Source organism: Huintestinicola sp. (assembly GCF_051882455.1).
GTDB lineage: Bacteria > Bacillota > Clostridia > Oscillospirales > Ruminococcaceae > Huintestinicola.
The window spans coordinates 18,889-42,090 of the sequence record NZ_JBJERV010000041.1 but is presented as its reverse complement, the minus strand read 5'-3'; the positions used below and the strand labels follow the sequence as shown (position 1 = coordinate 42,090).

Annotated in this window: 19 protein-coding genes and 1 riboswitch; of the genes, 8 read left to right on the top strand and 11 right to left on the bottom strand. The window is 48.1% G+C overall.

The features are described from left to right. Nucleotides 1–87: 87 nt before the first annotated feature. The 3 genes from ACI4J0_RS05845 to ACI4J0_RS05835 form a co-directional block, all read right to left on the bottom strand. The gene (locus ACI4J0_RS05845) at nt 88–2,394 is read right to left on the bottom strand and encodes a protein kinase domain-containing protein (RefSeq protein ID WP_439764873.1); all 2,307 of its coding nucleotides are present in this window, start codon (nt 2,392–2,394) and stop codon (nt 88–90) included. Nucleotides 2,395–2,535: 141 nt separating this feature from the next. Further along, nucleotides 2,536–2,928, bottom strand: a complete 393-nt coding sequence (locus tag ACI4J0_RS05840) for a hypothetical protein (RefSeq protein ID WP_439764872.1) — start codon at nt 2,926–2,928, stop codon at nt 2,536–2,538. A 12-nt stretch (nt 2,929–2,940) separates the two neighbouring features. Continuing rightward, entirely contained in the window at nt 2,941–4,728 is a 1,788-nt protein-coding gene (locus ACI4J0_RS05835; protein ID WP_439764871.1) for a protein kinase domain-containing protein, read from the bottom strand. A gap of 313 nt (nt 4,729–5,041) precedes the next feature. Continuing rightward, nucleotides 5,042–5,155, top strand: a riboswitch (SAM riboswitch). A 78-nt stretch (nt 5,156–5,233) separates the two neighbouring features. On the opposite strand from ACI4J0_RS05835, the gene metK reads away from it, so the two are divergent. Further along, nucleotides 5,234–6,412 (top strand): methionine adenosyltransferase, encoded by a 1,179-nt coding sequence (gene metK, locus ACI4J0_RS05830; protein ID WP_439764870.1) that lies wholly within the window; start codon nt 5,234–5,236, stop codon nt 6,410–6,412. A gap of 180 nt (nt 6,413–6,592) precedes the next feature. Here metK and rnhA read toward each other — a convergent pair whose 3' ends face one another. The 7 genes from rnhA to ACI4J0_RS05795 form a co-directional block, all read right to left on the bottom strand. Further along, complete coding sequence (gene rnhA, locus ACI4J0_RS05825; RefSeq protein ID WP_439764874.1) at nt 6,593–7,033, bottom strand: ribonuclease HI; 441 nt, start codon at nt 7,031–7,033, stop codon at nt 6,593–6,595. 7 nt (nt 7,034–7,040) lie between these two features. Next, a complete protein-coding gene (locus ACI4J0_RS05820) occupies nt 7,041–7,820 on the bottom strand; it encodes a hypothetical protein (protein WP_439764869.1) in 780 nt (259 codons plus the stop codon). Further along, complete coding sequence (locus tag ACI4J0_RS05815; RefSeq protein ID WP_439764868.1) at nt 7,810–8,247, bottom strand: acyl-CoA thioesterase; 438 nt, start codon at nt 8,245–8,247, stop codon at nt 7,810–7,812. Before ACI4J0_RS05815 ends, ACI4J0_RS05820 begins: the two co-directional genes overlap by 11 nt. Before the next feature lie 66 nt (nt 8,248–8,313). Continuing rightward, complete coding sequence (thrS, locus tag ACI4J0_RS05810) at nt 8,314–10,260, bottom strand: threonine--tRNA ligase (RefSeq protein WP_439764867.1); 1,947 nt, start codon at nt 10,258–10,260, stop codon at nt 8,314–8,316. 103 nt (nt 10,261–10,363) lie between these two features. Further along, entirely contained in the window at nt 10,364–11,086 is a 723-nt protein-coding gene (locus ACI4J0_RS05805; protein ID WP_439764866.1) for an ABC transporter permease, read from the bottom strand. 73 nt (nt 11,087–11,159) lie between these two features. Further along, nucleotides 11,160–12,275 carry an ABC transporter substrate-binding protein gene (locus ACI4J0_RS05800; protein ID WP_439764865.1) on the bottom strand — a complete coding sequence of 372 codons (1,116 nt, stop codon included), beginning with the start codon at nt 12,273–12,275 and terminating at the stop codon, nt 11,160–11,162. Nucleotides 12,276–12,288: 13 nt separating this feature from the next. Further along, nucleotides 12,289–13,473 (bottom strand): ATP-binding protein, encoded by a 1,185-nt coding sequence (locus ACI4J0_RS05795; RefSeq protein WP_439764864.1) that lies wholly within the window; start codon nt 13,471–13,473, stop codon nt 12,289–12,291. Nucleotides 13,474–14,238: 765 nt separating this feature from the next. On the opposite strand from ACI4J0_RS05795, the gene rny reads away from it, so the two are divergent. The 7 genes from rny (at nt 14,239) to ACI4J0_RS05760 (ending at nt 22,013) form a co-directional block, all read left to right on the top strand. Beyond that, entirely contained in the window at nt 14,239–15,792 is a 1,554-nt protein-coding gene (rny, locus tag ACI4J0_RS05790) for a ribonuclease Y (protein WP_439764863.1), read from the top strand. Between the two features lie 154 nt (nt 15,793–15,946). Next, a complete protein-coding gene (locus ACI4J0_RS05785; RefSeq protein ID WP_439764862.1) occupies nt 15,947–16,711 on the top strand; it encodes a hypothetical protein in 765 nt (254 codons plus the stop codon). A gap of 61 nt (nt 16,712–16,772) precedes the next feature. Then, on the top strand, nt 16,773–17,564 hold the full coding sequence (locus ACI4J0_RS05780) for a hypothetical protein (protein WP_439764861.1): 792 nt from the start codon (nt 16,773–16,775) through the stop codon (nt 17,562–17,564). A gap of 259 nt (nt 17,565–17,823) precedes the next feature. Continuing rightward, a complete protein-coding gene (gene gatC, locus ACI4J0_RS05775; protein ID WP_432649186.1) occupies nt 17,824–18,102 on the top strand; it encodes an Asp-tRNA(Asn)/Glu-tRNA(Gln) amidotransferase subunit GatC in 279 nt (92 codons plus the stop codon). Nucleotides 18,103–18,122: 20 nt separating this feature from the next. Then, the gene (gene gatA / locus ACI4J0_RS05770; protein WP_439764860.1) at nt 18,123–19,574 is read left to right on the top strand and encodes an Asp-tRNA(Asn)/Glu-tRNA(Gln) amidotransferase subunit GatA; all 1,452 of its coding nucleotides are present in this window, start codon (nt 18,123–18,125) and stop codon (nt 19,572–19,574) included. 21 nt (nt 19,575–19,595) lie between these two features. Further along, entirely contained in the window at nt 19,596–21,047 is a 1,452-nt protein-coding gene (gatB, locus tag ACI4J0_RS05765; RefSeq protein WP_439764859.1) for an Asp-tRNA(Asn)/Glu-tRNA(Gln) amidotransferase subunit GatB, read from the top strand. Nucleotides 21,048–21,149: 102 nt separating this feature from the next. Then, nucleotides 21,150–22,013, top strand: coding sequence for an Rpn family recombination-promoting nuclease/putative transposase (locus tag ACI4J0_RS05760; protein WP_439764858.1), 864 nt, complete (start codon nt 21,150–21,152; stop codon nt 22,011–22,013). A gap of 120 nt (nt 22,014–22,133) precedes the next feature. Here ACI4J0_RS05760 and ACI4J0_RS05755 read toward each other — a convergent pair whose 3' ends face one another. After that, nucleotides 22,134–23,021: a YitT family protein gene (locus ACI4J0_RS05755; RefSeq protein WP_439764857.1), complete on the bottom strand. Its 888-nt coding sequence runs from the start codon at nt 23,019–23,021 to the stop codon at nt 22,134–22,136. Nucleotides 23,022–23,202 lie beyond the last annotated feature (181 nt).

The following is a 23,202-nucleotide window of genomic DNA, read 5'->3' as shown; positions in this document are numbered from 1 at the left end:
TTTTACATTGGTTTGTGCATATTATATAATTGTCATTTCTTTTTCGACAGACTGGAAGCTCCCAAACTTACGGGAGCTTTTCCTTTATCAGAAATAATATATAAAAAAGTCATCGTCGCTGTAAATTTCGCTGCAGATGAACTCGTACAGCTCGTCGGGGTCGTTAAAGCCATTTCCCGAAATATCCAGTATGTCAAGAATAGTAAGACCCTTTATAGCATTGTAATTTCCGTTCAGCTTGTTATTCTGGGCATATAGATCGATAAGGCCGTTATTTCCGCACAGCGGCGTCAGGTCGGTTATCTGATTGTCGCCGATATACACATACTCAAGCTTTGTACAGCCCTTGAATGGCTCAAGACTTTTCAGACCGCAGCCATAGAGATGCAGATTTCTGATTTTTTTCATTCCCGAAGCGGCTGAGCAGTCCTTTATCGGATTGCCCGACAGGCTGAGAGAATTTACCTTTGTACATTTCTTTAACGGCGACATATCGCTTATATTATTGTTCTGGAGCCATATTTCCTCCAGTCCGCTCATACCCGACAGCGGCGACAGGTCTGTGATACCGTTATTTTCCGCACCTATGACCTTGAGCTTTGTCAGATTTTTTGCGAAGGACAGGTCACTTACATTGTTGTTATGATATGTAAGCTTTTCAAGCTGTGTCAGTCCGCTGAGCGCCGAAAGATCGGTCAGGGAATTGTCGCTGATAATTATTTCGCTAAGCTTTGTCATATATTTAAGGTCTGCTATATCCTTGTTTTTAAGTCCCTTTCCGCTCAGATCCAAGGTGCCTGTCATATTGGTCTTATAGCTTTTTCCGCCTATGGTTATCACATCGGGAGCGGCAGGAGCAGCAGGCTCGGTCACTTTCGGCTCAGTAACGGGCGGCTCGCTGTCCTCAGGCTCGGTTTCTTCCGGTGCAGTAACAGGCAGCTCTGCTTCCTCCGTTATAACGGTGGTCTCTTCCGTTACATCATTATCCTGTTCATCATCTATCGCATAAATTCCCTCTTTGGGGTCATAGATGATCTGCTCCTTAGCCGAAAATGTTGTTTCCGTCGCAATATCGTTATTGCTGTTTTGAGATATAAGAACACCGGAGAATATTCCGATAAGCAGTATTGCCGCAGCGCCTGCCGCATAAACAAGCTTTTTGTTTCCCTGCGGCTTTTTCGCAGGAGAAACGGGGGCGGCAACGGGAGCACCCGTATCCGATGATGTGAGCGAAGCGGTAACGGGAGCCTCTGTAAGAGGAACGGTAATAGACGGATCTGTCAGGGGGACAGTTCTCGTATCTTCCGGGGCGGCAGTATTTGCCGTCTGCCTTGCGGTTGACCTATAGGGCTGCGCCGTTACTCCGAAGGGGATCGCTGTATCCTGCTGCTCTGTGGGCTCGATTATTGGCATGGCAGTCAGGGACAGTCCCGCAAGATCGTTTCTCAGTTCAAAAACGTTCTGATATCTGTCAGCTGCCTTCAGCATTACGGCTTTGCGGATAAGCTCCCACAGCTTCGGGTCTATCCTTTCCGCCTTTTCTGTATTATCGCTTATTTTTTCGCCATTTTCAAGTCTCGTCATCGGGTCGTCGGGGGTATGGGCGGTAAGGGCAAAATAAAGGCTGGCACCCAGGGAATATATATCCGTCCAGGGACCCTGTTTTCCCTTTTTCTGATACTGCTCAAGAGGGGCAAAGCCCTGTTTCAGTATTACCGAAAGGTCATTTGAACAGTTTGCCACCACCTGTCTTGCCGCACCGAAATCAATGAGCTTTATATTTCCGTCGGCGCAAAGCATGATGTTATCGGGGGAAATGCCCCTGTGAAGCACATTGGCGCTGTGAACGGTCATCAGAGCCATTGATATCTTTTCGGCAAGAAAAACTGCCTGCCCCTCGGAAAGAACGCCGTGTCGGGCAATATAGTCTCTCAGCGTCTGACCGTTAAGATATTCCATGGTAAAATATACCGTTGCATTCTCATAAAAGAAATCATACACGCCGACGATGCCGGGATCTCCGTTAAAACGGGCAATGAGCCGTGCTTCGTTGTAGAATTTCTCTGCGCCATTGCGAAACGCCTCTGCCGTTTCCTCGCTTGAAACGATCACAACAGTATCACCAATATTTCTTGAGGCAAGTCCGTAGGGGTAAAATTCCTTTATCGCCACCTTGCGCTCAAGCTTTGTGTCATAGGCAAGGTAGGTTATGCCGAAGCCGCCCTTTCCGATAACTCTGCCCACTATATATCTTTTCCGGAGCATGCTTCCACAGGGGAGAACGGCAGGGTCGGAAACATATCTTTCGGAGGGATAACCGCATTCGGGGCATGGCTCGGAGGATATCTCCGCAAAGCAGCAGCTGCACAGCTTTTTATCTGAAACGGTAATCATTCCAAAAATCATTCCTTTCCGAAAAAATGCCTGTAATTATTATAATCATTGTATCATATTTTCCCGGGAAATGGTGTGCAGCACAGCATTATCGTTTTGAAGAAAAAAACCCTGTCCGCGGGGGACAGAGCCAAATAAAGATCATTCATTTTCCCATATAAATTCGCATGCCTTTTCGTAGGAGATCTTATGCTCAAGGCAGTGGACTATTTTTGCGTCCTCGGGGCGGCGGACGTAAAGGGATTCTCTGTTTGCCAGGGTCAGCAGCTTCTGGGTCTGAGCCACGTCAAGTCCCAGAAAAAGCGCCATATGGATTATCTGCTTACGGGTGGGGATACGGGTGCCGTTTAAGATCTGATAGCCGTAATTTCTGTCCATATTAAGCGCAAGGATAAGTCTGCTGCGCTTGACTCCCTTTTCCTCCAGAAGGCTCAGAACGTACTCGCTGAATGAGGGCGGCGGATTTGCCTCGATAACACCCATATTCAGATTTTTCGTCCTTCTTATCATTCTTTCTATATCGGATGTTTGCATTTACGTCAGCTCCTAATAATAAATTGTGAATTCACCGTTCATTCTGTTTGTAATATCCTGTATCTCCTCCTCGGTAAAGCCGTTGCCCTCAATGCAGGCAAAGCCGTTGAGAGTTATGCCCGAAAAGGTGTCGGTATGTCCCGAAAGGAGATTGTTGTCAAGATATAGCTCCTTTATATTGCAGCCTGCCAGCGGAGATACATCCGTCAGCCGGTTTCTGCCGAAATAAACAAGCTCCAGGCTTTTGCAGTCTCGAAGCGGCTCTATGCTCTCAAGCCCGCAGCCCGAAAAGCCTGCCATTTTAAGACTTGTCATTCCCGAAAGCGCCCGGATATCCCCTATCTTAGCTTCGTCAAAGCCAACATAAACAAGCCCCCTGCTGTTTTTCAGCGGCGATATGTCGGTAATGTAATTATCCCCCAGAAACACGTTCTCAAGCTCGGTCAGACCGCTTAGCACCGAAATATCCGAAATACTGTTGTTGTTCCCGCTTATATGCTTTAAATGCGTCATAGAGCGCATAAAGCTTATGTCAGAAATATTGTTGTTGTCGAAACAGATGCATTCAAGCTCCGTAAGCCCGTCAAGGCAGGACATATCGGTTATGAAATTGTTGCTCAGATCAAGGGACTTTAATTTTTTCATATGCCTGAGATTTGATATCTGAGAATTTGTAAGCTCCCTGTTCTGCAGATAAAGCTCGGTAGAATCAAGGGAAAACATTTCGCCGCCTATTTTGACCTCCGTGGGAGCATCGGGAATGAAAAACGCCGCTGCCGATGAGACCGCCGCAATTACAGCGATAAGGACCTTCTTTTTTCTTCCGCTCTTTTTCACATTTGGCTGCGGTGTGTCATCTATAGTCAGTTCTATCTCCTCGGGGGTTATGTGACAGCTTTTTATATCCTCAAGCATTTCATCGGCTTGTAAATATCTGTCCTCTTTTCTGACGCCGCACGCCTTTCGCAGAATATTTTTCATTCCTTCCGAAAGCTTGTCCGTTTCCTTTATGAAGGTGCTGTCGTCGTCAAGGCGTATGATGGGGTTTTCGGGAGATCTTCCCGTAATGCTGTAATACAGCGACATTCCCAGGGAATAGATATCCGTCCAGCTGCCCTGATTGCTCTGACGCTGATACTGTTCAAGGGGGGCAAAGCCGTCTTTGAGAATGACCGACATATTCTGCCGCTCGCTGTCCTCAAGGATACGGGCGGAGCCGAAATCTATAAGAGCCGCTCTGCCGTTTGTGCAGAGCATGATGTTGTCGGGGGAAACGTCGCGGTGAAGTATGCCGCCGTTGTGTATCGCCGACAATGCGGGAAGGAGCTGCTCCAGAATGTTTACAGCCTGCCCCTCCGTAAGCTTTTTTCCGTCGCTTACATATCTGTTGAGCGATATACCGTTAAAAAATTCCATAGCATAATACGCTGTGCCGTTCATTCGGAAAACATCGTAAAGTCCCATTATCTCGGCGCTTTCCTTGAAGCTGCGTATGATATCTGCCTCCCTGAAAAAGCGCTCCAGACCTTCGGAAAATTCCTCGGTCTGATAGGAGGTCATGGGCTCCACCCTGACATTGTCCTCTGAACGAACCGCAGCCGCGGGGTAGTATTCCTTGATCGCCACAGCCTTGCTCTGGTTTTCGTCATAGGCAAGATATGTGATGCCGAAGCCGCCTCTTCCGAGCATTTTTCCGATGATATAGCGGCCGTTCAGCTTTGTTCCCACAGGGAGTGCGTCACGCTCGGAAAAAGTACGGGTCTCGGTATATCCGCATTTTTTGCATGTTTTCCCATTCATAGGAGAAAAACAGTTTCCGCACAGACTGCGCTTGACCGACATATCGATCACCTCGTCTTATGATTGTTATCATGTTCCCGTAATTTTATGCAGATCAGCATTATTTTTTTATTATATATTATATCATATCCGGATACAATAATGGTGTGCATTTCTGCATTATTTTGGTTTGGGAAACAGTCAGCTTTATTGTTTAATTATAACACACAAATAATTTTTTTGTCAATAATATTGACACAGGATATATTTTTGCAGAATTTTTTTTATCTCTATTGACATAGCCCGACATATATGCTATAATACAAATGATAAAACCTTATCAAGAGCGGCTGAGGTACTGGACCTGTGAAGCCCGGCAACCTGATTGCGCCTGTCTGCGGCGTAAGTAAGGTGCTAATTCCTGCGGAAGTTTTCCGAGAGATGAGGAAATTACAAAATCCGATTTTTTGTAAGGCACTCGTTTTTTCGGGTGCCTTTTTTCAGTTTAATTTAATGGAGGTATAAAATGTCAAAATTTCTTTTTACATCCGAATCCGTTACCGAGGGACATCCCGACAAGATCTGCGACCAGATATCCGACGCTGTCCTCGACGAGATACTTAAAAATGACCCTGCGGGCAGAGTTGCCTGCGAGACCTGCACCACTACGGGCCTTGTAATGTGCATGGGCGAGATATCCACCACCTGCTATGTGGATATCCCCAAGATTGTAAGACAGGTGGTTATCGACATCGGCTATGACAGAGCCAAGTACGGCTTTGACGGTCACACCTGCTCGGTGGTCACATCTATCGACGAGCAGTCTCCCGATATCGCCATGGGCGTTGACGAGGCTCTCGAGTACCGCGACGGCTCCAAAAAGGACGATATGGACACAGGAGCAGGAGATCAGGGCATGATGTTCGGCTTTGCCTGCAACGAAACTCCCGAGCTTATGCCCATGCCCATTTCCCTTGCTCACAAGCTTGCAAAGAAGCTTACCGAGGTGAGAAAGACAGGCGTTCTTCCCTATCTCCGTCCCGACGGAAAGACTCAGGTCACAGTTGAATACGAGGACAACAAGCCTGTGAGAGTTGATACGGTGGTCGTATCCTCCCAGCACGCTCCCGAGGTCTCTCTCGACAAGATAAGAGCGGACATTATCGAAAAGGTAATAAAGCCCGTTATCCCCGCAGAGCTTCTTGTTGACACCAAGTATTTTGTAAATCCCACAGGAAGGTTTGTTATCGGCGGTCCCCAGGGCGACAGCGGACTTACGGGAAGAAAGATAATCGTTGACACCTACGGCGGATATTCCCGTCACGGCGGCGGAGCCTTCTCGGGCAAGGACCCCACAAAGGTTGACCGCAGTGCGGCATATGCGGCAAGATATGTGGCTAAGAACATCGTTGCGGCAGGTCTTGCGGACAAGTGCGAGGTTGAGCTTGCATATGCCATCGGCGTTGCGGAGCCTGTTTCAATAATGGTAGATTCCTTCGGCACAGGAAAGGTATCCGATGAAAAGCTCAGCGAGGCTGTAAGAAAGGTGTTCGACCTTCGTCCTGCGGCTATAATCAAGACTCTTGAGCTGAGAAAGCCCCAGTACCGTCAGCTTGCGGCTTACGGTCATATGGGACGTGAGGATCTGGGCGTAGCCTGGGAAAAGACTGACAGGACAGACGCTTTGCTTGCGGCTGTTAGGTAATATCAGAAAAGCCTCTCACCGTCAATGGCGGTGGGAGGCTTTTCAGTTTGCCGAAAAAGCTTTGATCTTGAATCCCAAAAATTTAATTATAGAATTTGGCTTCAATACGTACATTGCCGAGCCACAAAACAAGGAAATCATTTCTATTTTCCCAACGAGGTGGCTTCAGCGACACGCTGATTATCGTGCGTTTTTATCCCGTTCAATGACCGCAAGCTCGTCGCAGCGCTCGTTTTCGGGGTGACCTGCGTGACCCTTGACCCATCTTAACTCCACGTCGTGGATATCAAGCAGCTCAAGACACCTTTCCCACAGATCGGAATTAAGTGCAGGCTTTTTGTCCGCCTTTATCCAGCCCCGTTTTTTCCAGCCTGCCGCCCAGCCCTTTGATATGCTGTCGCAGACGTATTTGCTGTCGGTGGTGAGTATAACGTGACAGGGGCGCTTTAAGGCGGAAAGGGCTTCTATTACGGCGGTAAGCTCCATTCGGTTGTTGGTGGTGTCGGGCTCGCCTCCCGAAAGCTCCTTGTAATGCTCGCCCATTCGGAGGATCGCTCCCCAGCCCCCGGGTCCCGGATTTCCCGAGCAGGCGCCGTCGGTGAATATTTCTACTGTCTGCATTTTTACATTATTTTCCATAATTATCAAGTACCTTTTCTGCTTCGTCCATATCGAAAAAACGATAGCCTTGTCCCACGTCCGTCCAGTCCATAACTTGGTATTTTCCTACGGCTTCGCTGTACTCCTCCTCGGAAACTTCATTGCCGTCAATAACGAATTTATCCCTTTCATCTTCGCTTTCATCGGAATACATATGATGCTCGGAGCTGACTAAATGGGTAAGCTCCCCCTTTTCAAGACGGTAATAATCTGCATAGCCCGAACCCATTCCGGAGTAACGGCTTGCGATATATCCCCCCTCGGCTGCCTGCGCCATTCCCCATGAGCCGAAGCCCAATGTTTCGTTAAAATCATTGTCTCCTGCGGGATTGTCAAGGCATACACATTCGCCGTCTTTAACGGTGTAAAGTCTGACTGTCGCAGCGTGATAATTTCCGTTTGCGGCAAAAAGCTCAGGTGTGCCGTCATTGTCTATATCGTAAAGGTCAAAGGTGGATATTGAGGGCTCATACTCCTCGGTTTCACGTATTTCGGACAGCTTTTCTTTATAGAGCGCTTTATAATCGTCGGAAGTGTCGGGAGGTTCGGTTTCGGTGGCTGTTTCGTTTTTTGTTATCGCTTCGGCGGTCGTTTCGGAAACGCTTTCGGGTTGAGCTTCCGAAGCTGTTTCCGTTACGGAAGCTGTTGTCTGCTCAGTCTCCGTGACCTCGGGAGCGGCTTTGTCCGCACCGCAGGCGGTGAGCATTATCGCCGCAAAGCATATTGCCCCAAACTTTTTATTCATCATACAGCCTCTCCGAGCTTTTGCATATCTCGTCATAGACCTCGTAAACGTGAGTGTGGGTCTTTTTTATCCTTGCGGGGCGCATATCCATGTCCACAAAGCAGTGGGTGGTCTTTCCCGTTGCATGGATAACTCCTTCGGGGTCTGTGACCTCGTAGATAACGGAAAATCTCGCTCCTCCGAAATCGGGGATATACGCTTTCACGATGAACACGTCCCCGAACTTAAAGGGCAGCTTATACTCGCACTCAGCCGAGAGAACAGGGGTCATAAGCCCCTCCGCTTCAACATACTGAAAGGGCAGTCCCGCCTGCTCGATAAGATCAACTCTTGCCTCCTCAAACCAGCGGATATAATTTGAGTGGTGGACTATGCCCATTTTGTCCGTTTCGTAGTAATATACCCGTCTTGAATAGGGTTTAAGCTTCATAGCTTTTTCCTTTCTTAAACGGGCTGCCGCAGATATTTACTGCGGCAGCCCCGAATACTTTTCAGCTTATCTTGCCTTGGAAGCGTTCTCCTCGATTATCTTAGCGATAACGTCGTTAAGAGGCGATGCGCCCAGGTCTCCGTCCTTTCTCGAACGCAGGGAAACGGTCTTGTCCTCCACTTCCTTGTCGCCCACGATGAAGAAATAGGGTATCTTCTCAAGCTGAGCCTGACGGATCTTGTAGCCGATCTTCTCGTTTCTGTTGTCCACGGTAACTCTTATGCCCATGGAATCAAGCTTTTCGGCAATGCTCTCGCCGTATTCCTTTGCTCTGTCGGTTACGGGCAGGATACGCACCTGCTCGGGAGACAGCCAGAGAGGAAGTGCTCCGCCGTATTTTTCGATAAGGTATGCAAGAGTTCTCTCAAAGCAGCCAAGGCTTGTGCGGTGGATAATGTAGGGGTTCTTCTTTGTGCCGTCCACGTCTACATATTCCATTCCGAAGCGCTGGGCAAGGAGCATATCTATCTGAATGGTTACGAGAGTGTCCTCCTTGCCGTAAACGTTGTGGTACTGGATATCAAGCTTGGGACCGTAGAATGCGGCTTCGTCGATACCGATGGTGTATTCAACGCCCAGATCGTCGAGAATGGTCTTCATTGCAGCCTGAGCCTCTTCCCACTGCTCGGGAGTGCCCTCGTACTTGTTCTTGGGGTTAGCGGGGTCCCACTGGGAGAAACGGAAGGTGCAGTCCTCAAGAAGTCCTACAGTGTCCAGGAAATACTTTGCAAGCTCCAGACAGCCTCTGAACTCGTCCTCAAGCTGCTCGGGACGGAGAATGTAATGTCCCTCGGAAATGGTGAACTGTCTTACTCTGATAAGACCGTGCATCTCGCCGCTGTCCTCGTTTCTGAACAGAGTGGAGGTCTCGGTAAGTCTCATAGGCAGGTCACGGTAGGAGCGCTGACGATTGAGGAATACCTGATACTGGAAAGGACAGGTCATGGGACGGAGGGCAAAGCACTCCTTTTCCTCATCATTCGGGTCGCCCAGCACGAACATACCGTCAAGGTAGTGGTCCCAGTGTCCTGAAATTTTATAAAGCTCTCTCTTAGCCATATAGGGGGTCTTGGTGAGCATACAGCCGTGCTTTGCTTCCACGTCCTCTACCCATCTCTGCATAAGCTGGATGACCTTTGCGCCCTTGGGAAGAAGTATGGGCAGACCCTGACCGATATAATCAACGGTTGTGAAATACTCAAGCTCTCTGCCCAGCTTGTTGTGGTCGCGGCTCTTTGCCTCTTCAACCTTCTTGAGATATTCCTCAAGCTCGGAAGCCTTGGGGAAGGCTGTGCCGTAGATCCTGCAAAGCTGCTTGCCCTTGGAGTCGCCTCTCCAGTATGCGCCTGTGCAGTTGGTGAGCTTGAATGCCTTTACGGGAGCGGTGGACATAAGGTGAGGACCTGCGCAGAGGTCGGTGAAATCGCCCTGCTTGTAGAAGCTGATGTTCTCGCCCTTGTCGCTGTGCTCCTTGCAAAGTTCCACCTTGTAGGGCTCGCCCCTTTCATTGAGCTTTGCCTCTGCTTCTGCGGGGGGCAGCTCGAAACGGGAAAGCTCAATGCCCTCCTTGACTATTTTCTTCATCTCCGCTTCAAACTTTGCCAGGTCATCGGCGGTGAAGGGGTGATCGGTGTCGAAATCGTAGTAGAATCCGTTGTCGATGGAGGGACCGATGGACAGCTTTGTTTCGGGATAAATGCGCTTTACAGCCTGTGCAAGAATGTGGGAAGCGGTATGCCAGAAGGTCTTTTTGCCCTCCTCGGTGTCAAAGGTGCAGACTTCAAAGGTGCAGTCCTTTTCCACGGGAGTTCTCAGGTCGCATACCTCGCCGTCCAGCTTTACGCAGCAGGCAGCCTTGTAAAGACCCATTCCAATTCCCTTGATGATCTCTGCGGCAGATACTCCGCTCTCGGCTTCTCTGACGGAGCCGTCTTTAAGTGTAAGCTTTATCATTTTTTTATTCTCCTTTATTTAAATAAAAATTTATTTCAGCAATGTAATATGTGCGGCAAATACCGCCGTAACGGTATGCCGCTCCTCAGAAAAGCGTTTTAAATTATTCATCGGAGCAAACACCCCCTTTAATGTTATGGTTTATTTTCAGATGCTGAGAACGCTTATACAAAATGTCAAGCAGGTTAGTCACGATCATCTCAAACAGCTTTCCCAGCAGGATTATCACAATTGTCCAGGCAAACAGGTCGGCGGTCTCAAGATATATCTTCGAGCGGTAGAGCATATCCCCAAGGGTATGATCGGGCTGACCTATGACCTCCGCTGCAGTTCCGCTCTTGAATGCAAGCCCCGATGCCGTTCGGAATGCGGCGTTGAGGAAGGGCATTACCGAGGGAAAATACAGGTATCTTGCCTTTTTCATCGGGCTGAGACCGAACAGCTCTGCCGCTTCAACAAGCTTCCCGTCCGCATTTTCTATCCCCTTGCCCACCGCGTCATATATGACGGGCGTTACCATCAGTGCGGATATGAGAAATGACAGTGCGGAGCTTTTCAGAAAAAAAAGGGCGAAAATTATGAAGCTTGCTACGGGAACTGCCTTTACAGCCGACATTGCGGGGGATATGACCGCTTTTGCCAATGAATGCATTCCCGACAGCACCGCTAAAGCTGTTCCCGTTATGACCCCCGCAAAGAAGCCGCCGCCTATCCTTATAAACGAATTAAGGACGGTCTTTAAGAAATCCGCTTCAAAGCAAAGCTCGGAAAGCCGTTTTACTGCGGCTGCCGGTGTTACGAGAATAATACTTTTGCTAAGTGCCATTGCCGCCGTCTGCCACAAGACCAGCCAGAATAATATGCCCGAAGCTTTTTGAAAAAAGTCTTTTTTGTCAGACCTATTCATATATCATTTCCGTATAGAAAGCATCATCATCCGGGAGCTTACCGCCCACCGACTTTGGATCGGCATCAAAGAGGATATTCCAGTAACCTGTTACGGCACTCCTCATATCCTCCCCCCTTAAAAGAGTTATATTGCAGTAAGGCAGTGCCTTTTTTGCAACGGGGGCTTTCACAATATCATAGTTTCCTATGAGTTCGGCGGCTTCATCGGTGTTTTCATTTACAAAATCAACAGAAGCCTGATATTCACCGATAAAATCGGCAAAAGCAGCTTCATTTTCCTCAATAACGCTTTTCTGTGCAATGGTCACGCCTGTGATAAGGGGAGTTTCGCTTACCTTGTCCCACTCGTCTGTGAGGCTCAGGGAAATTTTGATGTTCTCATTCTGCAGCTGCGCGGCTGTGACATAGGGCTGGGGGAGAACTGCTATTGCATTCTCGCTCTCCGCCATTACAGCGGCGCACTCGCTTGCCTCCGACTTGTATTCAATGATAACATCGGTCTGCGGCTCAAGACCGTTTTGTCTGAGAATGTAATTCAAAACATACTCGGGAGTTGTGCCCTTGCCTGTGGAATAGACGGTCTTGCCCTTCAGGTCTGCCACAGAGGATATCTCCTCACCCGAGCTGACTACATAAAGCACGCCGAGAGTATTTACTGCGGCGGTCTTTATATTGCCCTCTGTCTTGTTGTAAAGCACTGCGGCAAGGTTTGCGGGAACATTGGCAATGTCTGTATTGCCGCTTACGATGCCAGTGACTATCTCGTCTGCTGTGCCGTGGATTGTTACATTGTATTTATTGACGGTCTCTCCCTTTTCGCTGTCGGACATCAGCTTCACCATTCCCATTGTGGTGGGACCCTTGAGGGAGGATATGTTATATTCCATACCTTCGGTGAGTATGGCAGTGGTTTCCGGCGTTTCCTCTGTTTCCGGAGCTGCTTCGCTTTCGGAAACCTCTGAGCCTTCGGCAGCTGTAACGCTGTCGGAAACTGCCGATGTGTCCGAGGGGGCGGTCTCCTGTGTATCCGATGTGCTTGCGGAGGAACCGCAGGCTGTCATAAGGACAAACGCTGCGGAAAGGGCTGCAAGTTTATGTAAATTCAATATATAACACTCCTTACTGCTGATTTTCGGGTTCGCCTGCCTTGAGCATTTCCACGAAATGCCTTGCGGCACGTCCGCTTCGTCCGCTTCTGCGGAGGGCGTAGGCTTCTGCCTTGGTGAAAAGCTCGTCTTTGTCCATCTCGATGCCGTACTGACCTGCAAGATACTCGACTATCTTGAGATATGTATCCTTGTCTGGCTTGAGGAAGGTCACCTTCAAGCCGAAGCGCTCGGACAGGGAGGCAAGCTCCTCTCGTGTATCCCTTGCGTGGATATCGTCGCCGCTTCTGTCGGAAAAGCTTTCCTTAACAAGGTGGCGGCGGTTGCTGGTGGCATAGATGACCGCATTTGAAGCCTTGGAGGATATGGAGCCTTCAAGGACGGCTTTCAGCGCTCCGAAATCTGCGTCATCGGAGGAGAAGGAAAGGTCGTCTATGAAAATGATGAATTTAAGGGGATTGTCCGCAATGCTCTCCATAACGTCGGGGAGCTCGTGGAGCTGGGCTTTTTTTAGCTCGATGAGCCTGAGACCCCTGTCTGCAAATTCATTCACCACAGCCTTTACGGTAGAGGATTTTCCCGTTCCCGCGTCGCCGTAGAGAAGGCAGTTTGCGGCAGGACGGCCCTTTATGAGAGCAAGGGTATTGTCTATTACCATCTTTCGCTGGGTCTCATAGGCGGGGAGCTGTGAGAGCCGCTGGGGGTCGGGGGTCAGCACGGGGGTTATCACGTGGTCTTTGAGCATAAAGGCGGTGTACTTTGCGAATATGCCGTAGCCCTTGGTGAAAAGCTTGTCTATCCTGTCGGCGTAGATCGCCCCGAAATCAAGGTTTGTATTCTCCCACTCGGGAAGGTAGCCCATATAGCCCATTGCTGTGCGGACATTTTCGGTGGTGAGCATGGATATCTCGCTGAAAAGCCCCAGCTCCTTGCGGACGGCAGTTTCCATAACGGGGGGAATAGGCTCTCTGCGGGCTTTTCTGAGAAGATATGTGTTCTCGTCCTCGGTGACTGCCTTGATGATGTAGCTTGAAAGGTTGGAGCCGTGCTTGTAGAGGGAGTTTACAAACTCGCCCACAGAGGCAGGGGTCTGCTCCTTGAGCATATCCATAAGCCTGCCCATGGTCTTTAGCTTTAAAACGCCTCTGAATACCGCAAGCCCCGAAAGTCTTGTGTAAAGGTCATTTAACTGGTTCATCTCTTGATCTTCTTTCCATAAAAAATAAAAACGCCCCGAAGCTGAGGCTTTTGTTAAAAAGCCATTGCCTCGGGACGATAAATTACCGTGTTTCCACCCGTTTTCACGCTTTACTGTTAAGAATAAAGCGCCTCATTTGCCCTGTAACGGGGGCTGCCGCCGCCTGTTGAGCGGACTCCGGGAGCGGTGCCTGTCCTATGCGCAGCCGCATCCGGTCTCAGCCTGTGCCGGATACTCTCTGAAAGCCGCTTATGCACGGAAAGGGTCTCTCATCATCGATTTAAAATTTTACACATATATATGATATCACTAACCGAGCCGTATGTCAACGGTATTTTTGTACAGCAAAACTACAATTTTATTATGTAATAGTGTTAAATTATATAAAATTCCTTGACAAGAGGAAAATTTTATATTACAATAATATTGTGTCTGCAGTAAAAATATTTTCGGTAAGCGGCAGGATAATGAAAAAATGCCGTCTGCCATTTATAGAAACTGCTTTTACATTATCGCTTCAAGTCGTTTCCGCATATCCCTGCGGACCCCTGAAGTTTATATATATTATGAGCCGTCCGTTCCGTTTTTATTCGGCTGGCTAAGTTTTCGGGATCATATTTTGGCTTATGTAAATAGATACTTTTTTTGTAAATTATTTTAAGAAGGTCACTTTCCCCAAACAAGCGGTTTATTTAATATTTATGAGCTTCACCGACCTCCGAAGCGATTACCATATTTTAGTATCAGGAAAAGGAGGTTTTTTTGTTGCAGTATGCCATTTATGTGGTCATATTTGTTGTGGCTGCGGCTGTTTCGGGCTTTATCTGCTTTAAGGCGGGCATAAATTACCGCAAATCTCAGGCAGAATCGGCAATAGGCTCCGCCGAAAAGGAGGCTGAGCGCATCATCGAAACGGCAAAAGAGGAAGCCGACAGCAAAAAGAAGATCGCTCTTGTAGAAGCTAAGGACGAGATACACAAGAGCCGCACCGAGCTTGAAAAAGAGATCAAGGAGCGCAGAAACGAGCTTTCCCGTCAGGAAAGACGTATCCAGCAGAAGGAAGAAAACCTTGACAAGAAAAACGACACCCTTGAGAAAAAGGACGAACAGCTCCAGAAGAAGCTGAAAGCCGCTGACGAAAAGCTGGAGGAGGCTGACAGGATAAAGCACTCCCAGATGGAGATACTGGAAAAAATTTCCCAGTTCACCATGGATCAGGCTAAGGAGCACCTGCTCTCCATGCTTGAAAATGAGCTTGTTCATGAAAAAGCGCTGAAGATCCAGCAGTACGAGACCCAGCTCAAGGACGAATGCGAGGACAAGGCGAGAAACCTTATTTCTCTTGCCATTGCAAAGTGCGCCGCCGACCAGGTGGCTGAGACTGCCGTTTCCGTTGTTCCCCTTCCCAGCGATGAGATGAAGGGCAGGATCATCGGACGTGAGGGAAGAAATATTCGCACCCTCGAAACCCTCACAGGCGTTGAGCTTATCATTGACGACACCCCCGAGGCTATCACCCTTTCCTGCTTCGACCCCGCAAGGCGTGAGGTGGCAAGAATTGCCCTTGAGAAGCTTATTGCGGACGGCCGTATCCACCCCGCAAGAATTGAGGAAATGGTGGACAAGGCAAAGCGCGAGGTCGAGCACCGTATCAAGCAGGAGGGCGAGAGGGCGATCCTCGAGACCAATGTTCACGGTATTAACCACGAGCTTGTACGTCTTATCGGACGTCTCAGATACAGGACTTCCTACCGTCAGAACGTTCTCGACCACTCTATCGAGGTCGCTCACCTGGCAGGCATTATGGCTTCCGAGCTTGGCGTTGACGCAAATCTTGCAAGGCGCGCAGGTCTGCTCCACGATATCGGTAAGGCTCTCAGCTACGAGATAGAAGGTTCTCACGTTCAGATAGGCGTTGACGTATGCCGCAAGTACAAGGAAAGCCCCGAGGTCATTCATGCTATCGAGGCTCACCACGGCGATGTTGAGACAAAGACCGTTGTTGCGGCTCTCGTTCAGGCGGCTGACGCTATCTCCGCCGCAAGACCCGGAGCACGTAACGAGAACTACGAGAACTACATCAAGCGTCTCCAGAAGCTTGAGGAGATCTGCACCTCCTACGAGGGTGTTGAGAAATCCTACGCTATCCAGGCAGGCCGCGAGGTCAGGATCATGGTCGTTCCCGAGCAGATCAACGACGAGAAAATGGCTCTCGTTGCAAGAGAGATCGCTGCCAAGATCGAAAACGAGATGGATTATCCCGGTCAGATCAAGGTCCATCTTATCAGAGAGAGCAGAGCTATCGAGTACGCAAAGTAATGCATATATGCAAAAATCCCCGTCTTTTGCAGGCGGGGATTTTTTTAATCCTGTTTTAATGAAACTTTTATTCTGATTATTTGACATTTGGGTGAAAATATGGTAATATAAATTTAAAGCTTATTAGGACAGAATTTGGATAGAGGGGTATATAATGAAAAAGAAAACCAAAATAATTATTTCCTGCATTGGGGCAGCAGTTATTATTCTTGGCATTGTTATATGGGTGATAATGCCCCGTGCGGCTTTGAGCAATGCGGCAAGGGAATATATTATGCCCTGTTTTGAGAGCAAGGGTGAATATTTTGACGGGTATGATGTGAGAAACGACAGCTTTAAAAGGTTGGAGAGCGATTTTATTTCGGTGGCTATCCCTTCGGACTTTGAGGTTCTTGAAAATGAATATATGCCGTTTTTTTACAAATGCAATGACACAAGTGAAACGGTTTTTATGCATTCGGAGCCTAATAATGCCGTTTTGGATATGACTGATTACGAACAATATGCCGATGACGCTTCCGAAAAGGATATCCAAAGGATGCTTGATGCTTTTGAAAGCTTCGGAAACGGTATGCCCGACTCACGCTTTGCTTCATACAAATGTGCTGTTCTGCTTGACGAGGAGGACTACAGCTTTTGGGATCTGGGCAAAGCTACGGTATTTAACATTGTGGGAATGAGCAGAGCGTATGCATTCTCAAACTGCAAGTACCTTTATGTTTACGAATCGGATAATGTAAACGGGATAATTCAGATAAGGGAAAATACCTATGACGAGAGCAAGCCGGAATATGAGGCCATATTTGAGGCTTTTCACGTTTCAGACCTTAATCACAGCTATACATTATTCATAGATATGAACTCTCTTGAGGATATTTATGCGGTGATAAATTCGGTGGAGTTTAAGATGGAAGGATAAATAATGCTCTCCCGAAAATCAGGCAGATTTTACTTGCAAAATTTGGAAAAAGGGGTACATAATGAAAAAGAAAACCAAAATAATTATTTCCTGCATTGGGGCAGCAGTTATTATTCTTGGCATTGTTATATGGGTGATACTGCCCCGTGCGGCTATGGGCATAATGGCGAAGAAATATTTTCTGCCCTCCATTGATTACCACAAGGGCGATCATTTTGACGGGTACGATGTGAGAAACGACAGCTTTGTAAGGGTGGAGAATGAATTTATTGCCCTTGATATCCCGTCGGGATTTGAGCTTGAAAAGAAGCCCGATTCAGAAGAGGAAAATCTTCACCCCTTAAAGCGATATGAGCGAAAGGATACCCAAGAGGCTGTCCTGCTGTTTCCTAAGCCCAATGACACTGTTATGGATATGACAGACTACGCTATGTATGCCGAGAATGAAAATATTCCCGATGAAAAGGCTTTCAATAGGCTGCTTGACACTTTTGAGAGCTTCGGAAACGGTATTCCCGACTCACGCTTTGCTTCATACAAATGCATTGTTCTGCTTGACAAGGAGGACTACAGCTTCTGGGATATGGACAAAGCCACTGCATTTACTGTTCTCGGAACGTTCAGAGTATCCGCACTCTCGGTCTACAAGGACGCTTATGTATATGAATCGGATAATATCTGCGGAATACTTTATTTATCGGAAAACTCCCGGAAGGGGAAATACGAAGCCGCATTTGACGCCTATCCTGTTTCTGATCTTAATTACAGCTATACTATAACGATGTGTATGGACTCTCTTGAGGATATTTACTCGGTCATAAATTCGGTGGAGTTTATTGCAGACGGACAATGACGGAAATTTATCCTGAGAAGATATCCGGGCATATATGGGACAAATAATTCCGGACGGATTTCGCAGAAATGCGGGAGCCGTTTTTGGGCGGAAAGACCGGGTGACGGCAGAGCACTGCAAAAATCCCGGGGAAAAATCAAGGGAATTTTGCGGTCTGTGCGAAAAACACTTGCAAAACCGCAAAATATATGGTATAATAATTAGGTATTATTGTCTGCGAAAAAAAGCAGCGAAAAATCAAGAGAAAAGAGGAACTTATATGGAGCTTGATATGGTCAAATACCTTGCAAAGCTTGGAAAGCTGAGCTTCACCGACGAGGAGCTTGAGCAGGCTGTCAAGGATATGACGAGCATTATCGAAATAATGGATACCATCAAGGAAATAGACATTGCCTACGACCCTCTCAAGGACAATCACAACGTTTATCTTAAGGATCTCAGAAAGGACGAGGCTAAGCCCTCCCTTCCCACCGAAAAGCTTTTGCAGAATGCCGTACAGAGCGAGAACTGCTTTGTAGTGCCCAAGGTCGTTGAATAAAAATTAAGGAGTTGTGTTTAATGGAAGTAACTTCCCTTACCATAAAGGAAATGCGCGGTATGCTCGACAGGAAGGAAATTTCCTCCCCCGAGCTTACAAAGGCATACCTTGACAGGATAAAGGCTGTGGACGGCAGCCTTGAGAGCTACATCACCGTCACCGAGAACGAGGCTATGACCGCTGCAGAGGCGGCTCAGAAGAAAATTGACGCAGGAAATGCTTCTCCCCTCTGCGGTATTCCCCTTGCTATCAAGGACAATATCTGCACAGACGGCGTTAAGACCACCTGCGCTTCAAAAATGCTGGAGAACTTCATTCCTCCCTATAACGCCACCGTTATGGAGAAGCTTGAAGCCGAGAACATCGTAATGCTGGGCAAGACCTCCATGGACGAATTTGCTATGGGCGGCTCCACCCAGACCTCCGCTTTCAAGAAAACCAAAAATCCCTATGACCTGACAAGAGTTCCCGGCGGTTCATCGGGCGGCTCCGCTGCGGCTGTGGGCGCAGATCTCTGCGCTGCGGCTCTGGGCTCGGATACGGGCGGCTCTATCCGTCAGCCCTCCTCCTTCTGCGGCGTTACGGGCCTCAAGCCCACCTACGGCAGGGTCTCCCGTTACGGTCTGGTAGCTTTCGCAAGCTCCCTTGACCAGATCGGTCCCGTTGCAAGAAGCGCTGAGGACTGCGGAATTATCCTTAACACCATTGCAGGCTACGACCCTCATGACGGTACAGTTTCCAAAAATCCCGTTGATGATTATACATCTAAGATCGGTATGGATATGAAGGGCGTTAAGATCGCCATTCCTTCCGAGTTCTATGCCGAGGGCATAGACGATGTTGTAAGAAAGACCGTTCTTGCTGCGGCTGACAAGTACAAGGAAATGGGCGCAGAGCTTGTTGAATGCTCAATGCCCTCCCTTAAATATGCCGTTGCCGCATATTACCTCATTTCCTCCGCAGAGGCTTCCTCAAACCTTTCCCGTTACGACGGCATAAAGTACGGTCACAGAAGCGACATTGCAGGCAATTACAACGAGCTTGTGACCGCTTCAAGAAGCGAGGGCTTCGGCGACGAGGTAAAGAGACGCATACTCCTCGGAAACTATGCTCTCTGCTCGGGCTACTATGACGCATACTACGGCAAGGCTATGGCTCTCAAGCAGAAGATAAGAGAGGAATACGGCGAGATATTCGAAAAGTGCGATATGATACTCACTCCCACCGCTCCTACCGTTGCATACGGCGTGAACGAGAATATCGACGACCCCAAGAAGATGTATCAGGCAGATATCTGCACAGTTACAGTTAACATCGCTTCTCTCCCTGCTATTTCCACCACCTGCGGCTATGACGAAAAGGGTATGCCCATCGGTATGTCCCTTATCGGCAGAATGTGGGACGAGGCTTCCATTATCGGCGCCGCAGACGCTTTTGAAAAGAACTTCAGCCGCATTGCGGCAAAAATATGATCAGAAAGGGTGAATGAAGCTATGTCAGTATCAGATTACATTCCCGTTATCGGTCTTGAAATACACTCGGAGCTGCTTACCAATTCAAAGGTATTCTGCACCTGCTCCGCTGAATTCGGCGGCGACAGAAACACACGCTGCTGCCCCGTCTGCTCGGGTATGCCCGGAACTCTCCCCGTTATCAACCAGACTGCGGTTGAATATGCGGTAAGAGCAGGCTATGCTTTAAACTGCGATATCAACAAATTCTCCGTTTTCGACAGAAAGAACTACTTCTATCCCGACCTGCCCAAGGCTTATCAGATATCCCAGATGCCCCTGCCTCTGTGCATCAACGGCTCTGTGCCCATCGAGTACGAGGAGAACGGCGAAAAGAAGCAGAAATCTATCCGCATCAATCGTATCCACCTTGAGGAGGACGCAGGAAAGCTTATCCACGACGACTTGAACGGTGTGTCTCTCTGTGACTACAACCGCTGCGGAATACCTCTTATCGAGATAGTTACCGAGCCCGATATGTCCTCTCCCGAGGAGGCAAGGACTCTCGTTGAGACGATCGCTCTGCTGCTCCAGTATTCGGGAGTTTCCGACTGTAAGATGGAGCAGGGCTCTATCCGTGCGGACGTAAACATCTCCCTGATGAAAAAGGGCGACACCGAGTACGGCACAAGAGCCGAGATAAAGAACGTAAACTCCCTCAAGTCCATTTACCGCACAATCGAGTTTGAGATAAAGCGCCAGGCGCAGATACTTGACCGCGGCGGCAAGGTAGTTCAGGAGACAAGACGTTTTGACGCAAACCGCGGCGAGACCAAGTCCATGAGAACCAAGGAGGACGCTCACGACTACAAATATTTCCCCGACCCCGATATTTTACAGGTGAACTTCTATGACGAGGACCTTGAGAGGATAAAGAACTCTCTCCCCGAAATGCCCAAGGACAGACTTGCAAAATACATCGGCTTCGGCATTCCCGAGAAAGAGGCAAAGGTCATCGTCAACACCAAGAAGATATCCGACCTCTTTGAGGAAGCGCTCAAGTGCTACAACAATCCCAAGTCTCTCGTTAACTTCATCAACGGCGAGATAATGAGACGTATGAACTTAGGCGAGATAGACATTGACAAGCCTATGTTCACCGCCGCAGATATTGCAAAGCTTGTGGAGATGTCCGATACCGACAAGGTAACAAAGAACGACGCCAAGGAAATTTTCCGTGAGATGGCTGAAAAGGGCGGCGACCCCGAGGCTATCGCAAAGCGCGAGGGTATGCTCATTGTCAGCGACACAGGCAAGGTGCTCGAGGTCATTGAAAAGGTGCTTGCCGCAAACGAAAAGGCTGTTAATCAGTACAAGGGCGGCGATGTCAAGGTATTCGGCTTCCTTATGGGACAGTGCAACAAGGAGCTGAGAGGTGCGGCTACTCCCAAGGTTGTCAAGGAAGAGCTTGAAAAGAAGCTCAAGTCGCTTTGATGTGATATATAAAATTTTTCGGGGGACGTGATCGTTCCCCGATTTTTTTGCTTGAATTTTTATGTGTTATGTGTTATACTAAAGAAAAGGGAGGCGATAGCTATGGGACGTGACGTGGTTTCGGCAAAGCTTGATGTTATTTTCAAGAAAATTTTCACCGAAAACAAGGATATGCTTCACGATTTTATCTCGGCAATGCTTGATATCCCCAGCGAGAAGATAACCGAGATAACAATAACCAATCCCGAGCTTCCGCCCGAGAGTGCTTTGGGAAAATTCAGCAGGCTTGACCTTAGCTTAAAGGTTGATGACAAGCTTGTGAATGTGGAGATACAGGTGAAGGAGCACGCCGATTATCGGGACAGGACGCTGTTTTACTGGGCGAAGCTGTATACCTCTGAGCTTAAAAGCGGCGAGGATTACGGCGACCTCAAGCAGACTATTGCAATTAACATCATCAATTTCAATATGTTCAAGGGGGATAATTACCACACCGAGGTGGTGACGGCGATCAAGGACACGGGGGAGATATTTTCGGATAAATTTTCCATTCATTTCTTTGAGCTTAAAAAGATTAGCCGCAAGCCTGATCCCAAGAACAGGAAGGAACTGTGGCTGCAGTATATCAACGCGGATAAGGAGGAGGAGCTGACTATGCTTGAAAATACCAATGTGCCTATTATGCAGAAAGCGGTAAGAGTGATTTACGATATGAGCGAGGATACGCGTGTCCGTGAAATTGCTCGTATGCGCGAGAAGGCTCTTCATGATGAGGCTACTTATCTGAAAGAGGCAATGGACAAGGGAATAGCCAAAGGCAGAGCAGAAGGCAGAGCCGAGGGAATAGTCGAAGGTATAGCCAAAGGCAGAGCCGAAGGAAAAGCCGAAAGGGACGATGAGATCATTGCCCGAATGAAGGCAATAGGTTATTCAGACGATGATATTAAGGGAATTTTTGGCATATAAGTTAAGATTATTTCAAAGTTAACTATGCATCAGGCTTTTCGGAGGATGCAATAAAGGATATTTTGGAGCTATAAAAAACATCTCCCCGTCATACCAAAGAACGGTATGACGGGGAGAGATTTATTTATCCGATTTAAGGCTGCTGCCCATAATGTCCGAAACGTCCGTGATAGTCACAAAGGCTTTTTCATCGTGCTTTGCAACGATAGCCTTGAGCTTTGCTATCTGGAAGCGGTTCACAACGAAGTATATTATGGTCTGCTCCTTGCCCTTGTAATAGCCGTGAGACTGAATGTGAGTGATGCCGTGACCGAAGGTCTCCGAAAGGTCCTCGCTTATCTCGTCCTTTTTGCTTGTGATTATCATAGCGGATTTTGCCTTGTCGAAGCCCTCCACAATGAAATCCACCGTTTTGATGGCGGCGCAGTAGGTGATGATGGAGTAAAGGGGAAGGATAAAATCCTTTAGTATAGCGCCTGCCGCAATGTAAAGGACAGCGTTGTATATCATAACAAAGTTGCCCACCGTAAGTCCCAGCCGCTTTGCAAATATCACCGCCATGACCTCAATTCCGTCAATGGCGCCGCCGAAGCGGATAGTGAGACCGCTGCCCACACCCGAGATAAGTCCGCCGAAAATGGCACATAGAAGAAGGTCGCTGCCTGCGATGGGAGAGCCTGCGCTCAGGTCAAAGCCGCACAGATACGTGATTATGTAGGAAGCAGCCGAATATACAAAGACCGCAAAGATAGAGTAGACTGTAAAATGCATACCCTGCATTTTCGTGCCGTAAATAAACAGGGGAACGTTCAGAATAATGAGGAACACCGACATAGGAACTGCGGGAAGCAGCCTGCAAAGGAGCATTGAGGTTCCCGAAATGCCGCTGTCGTAGAGGTGAACAGGGGCTAAAAACAGGTTTACTCCTATGGCATTGATAATGCCTGCCGCAAGGAGCATAAGGAAATTAAGTGCCTTAAAATCGCCTATAAAGCCTTTTGCTTTCATAACATATACGCTCTCCTTTTCTTTGATATTATAACTATAGTATAATATATCTCAAAAAAATTGTCAATGCCAACGGGAAAGGCATTTTATTTTTGTTGGATATCTCCAAAAAAATCCGACCTGACATTCGGAATTAGTGCAAGGCTATGATTTTAAATGTTCGGGCTTGAAAACTGTTTCC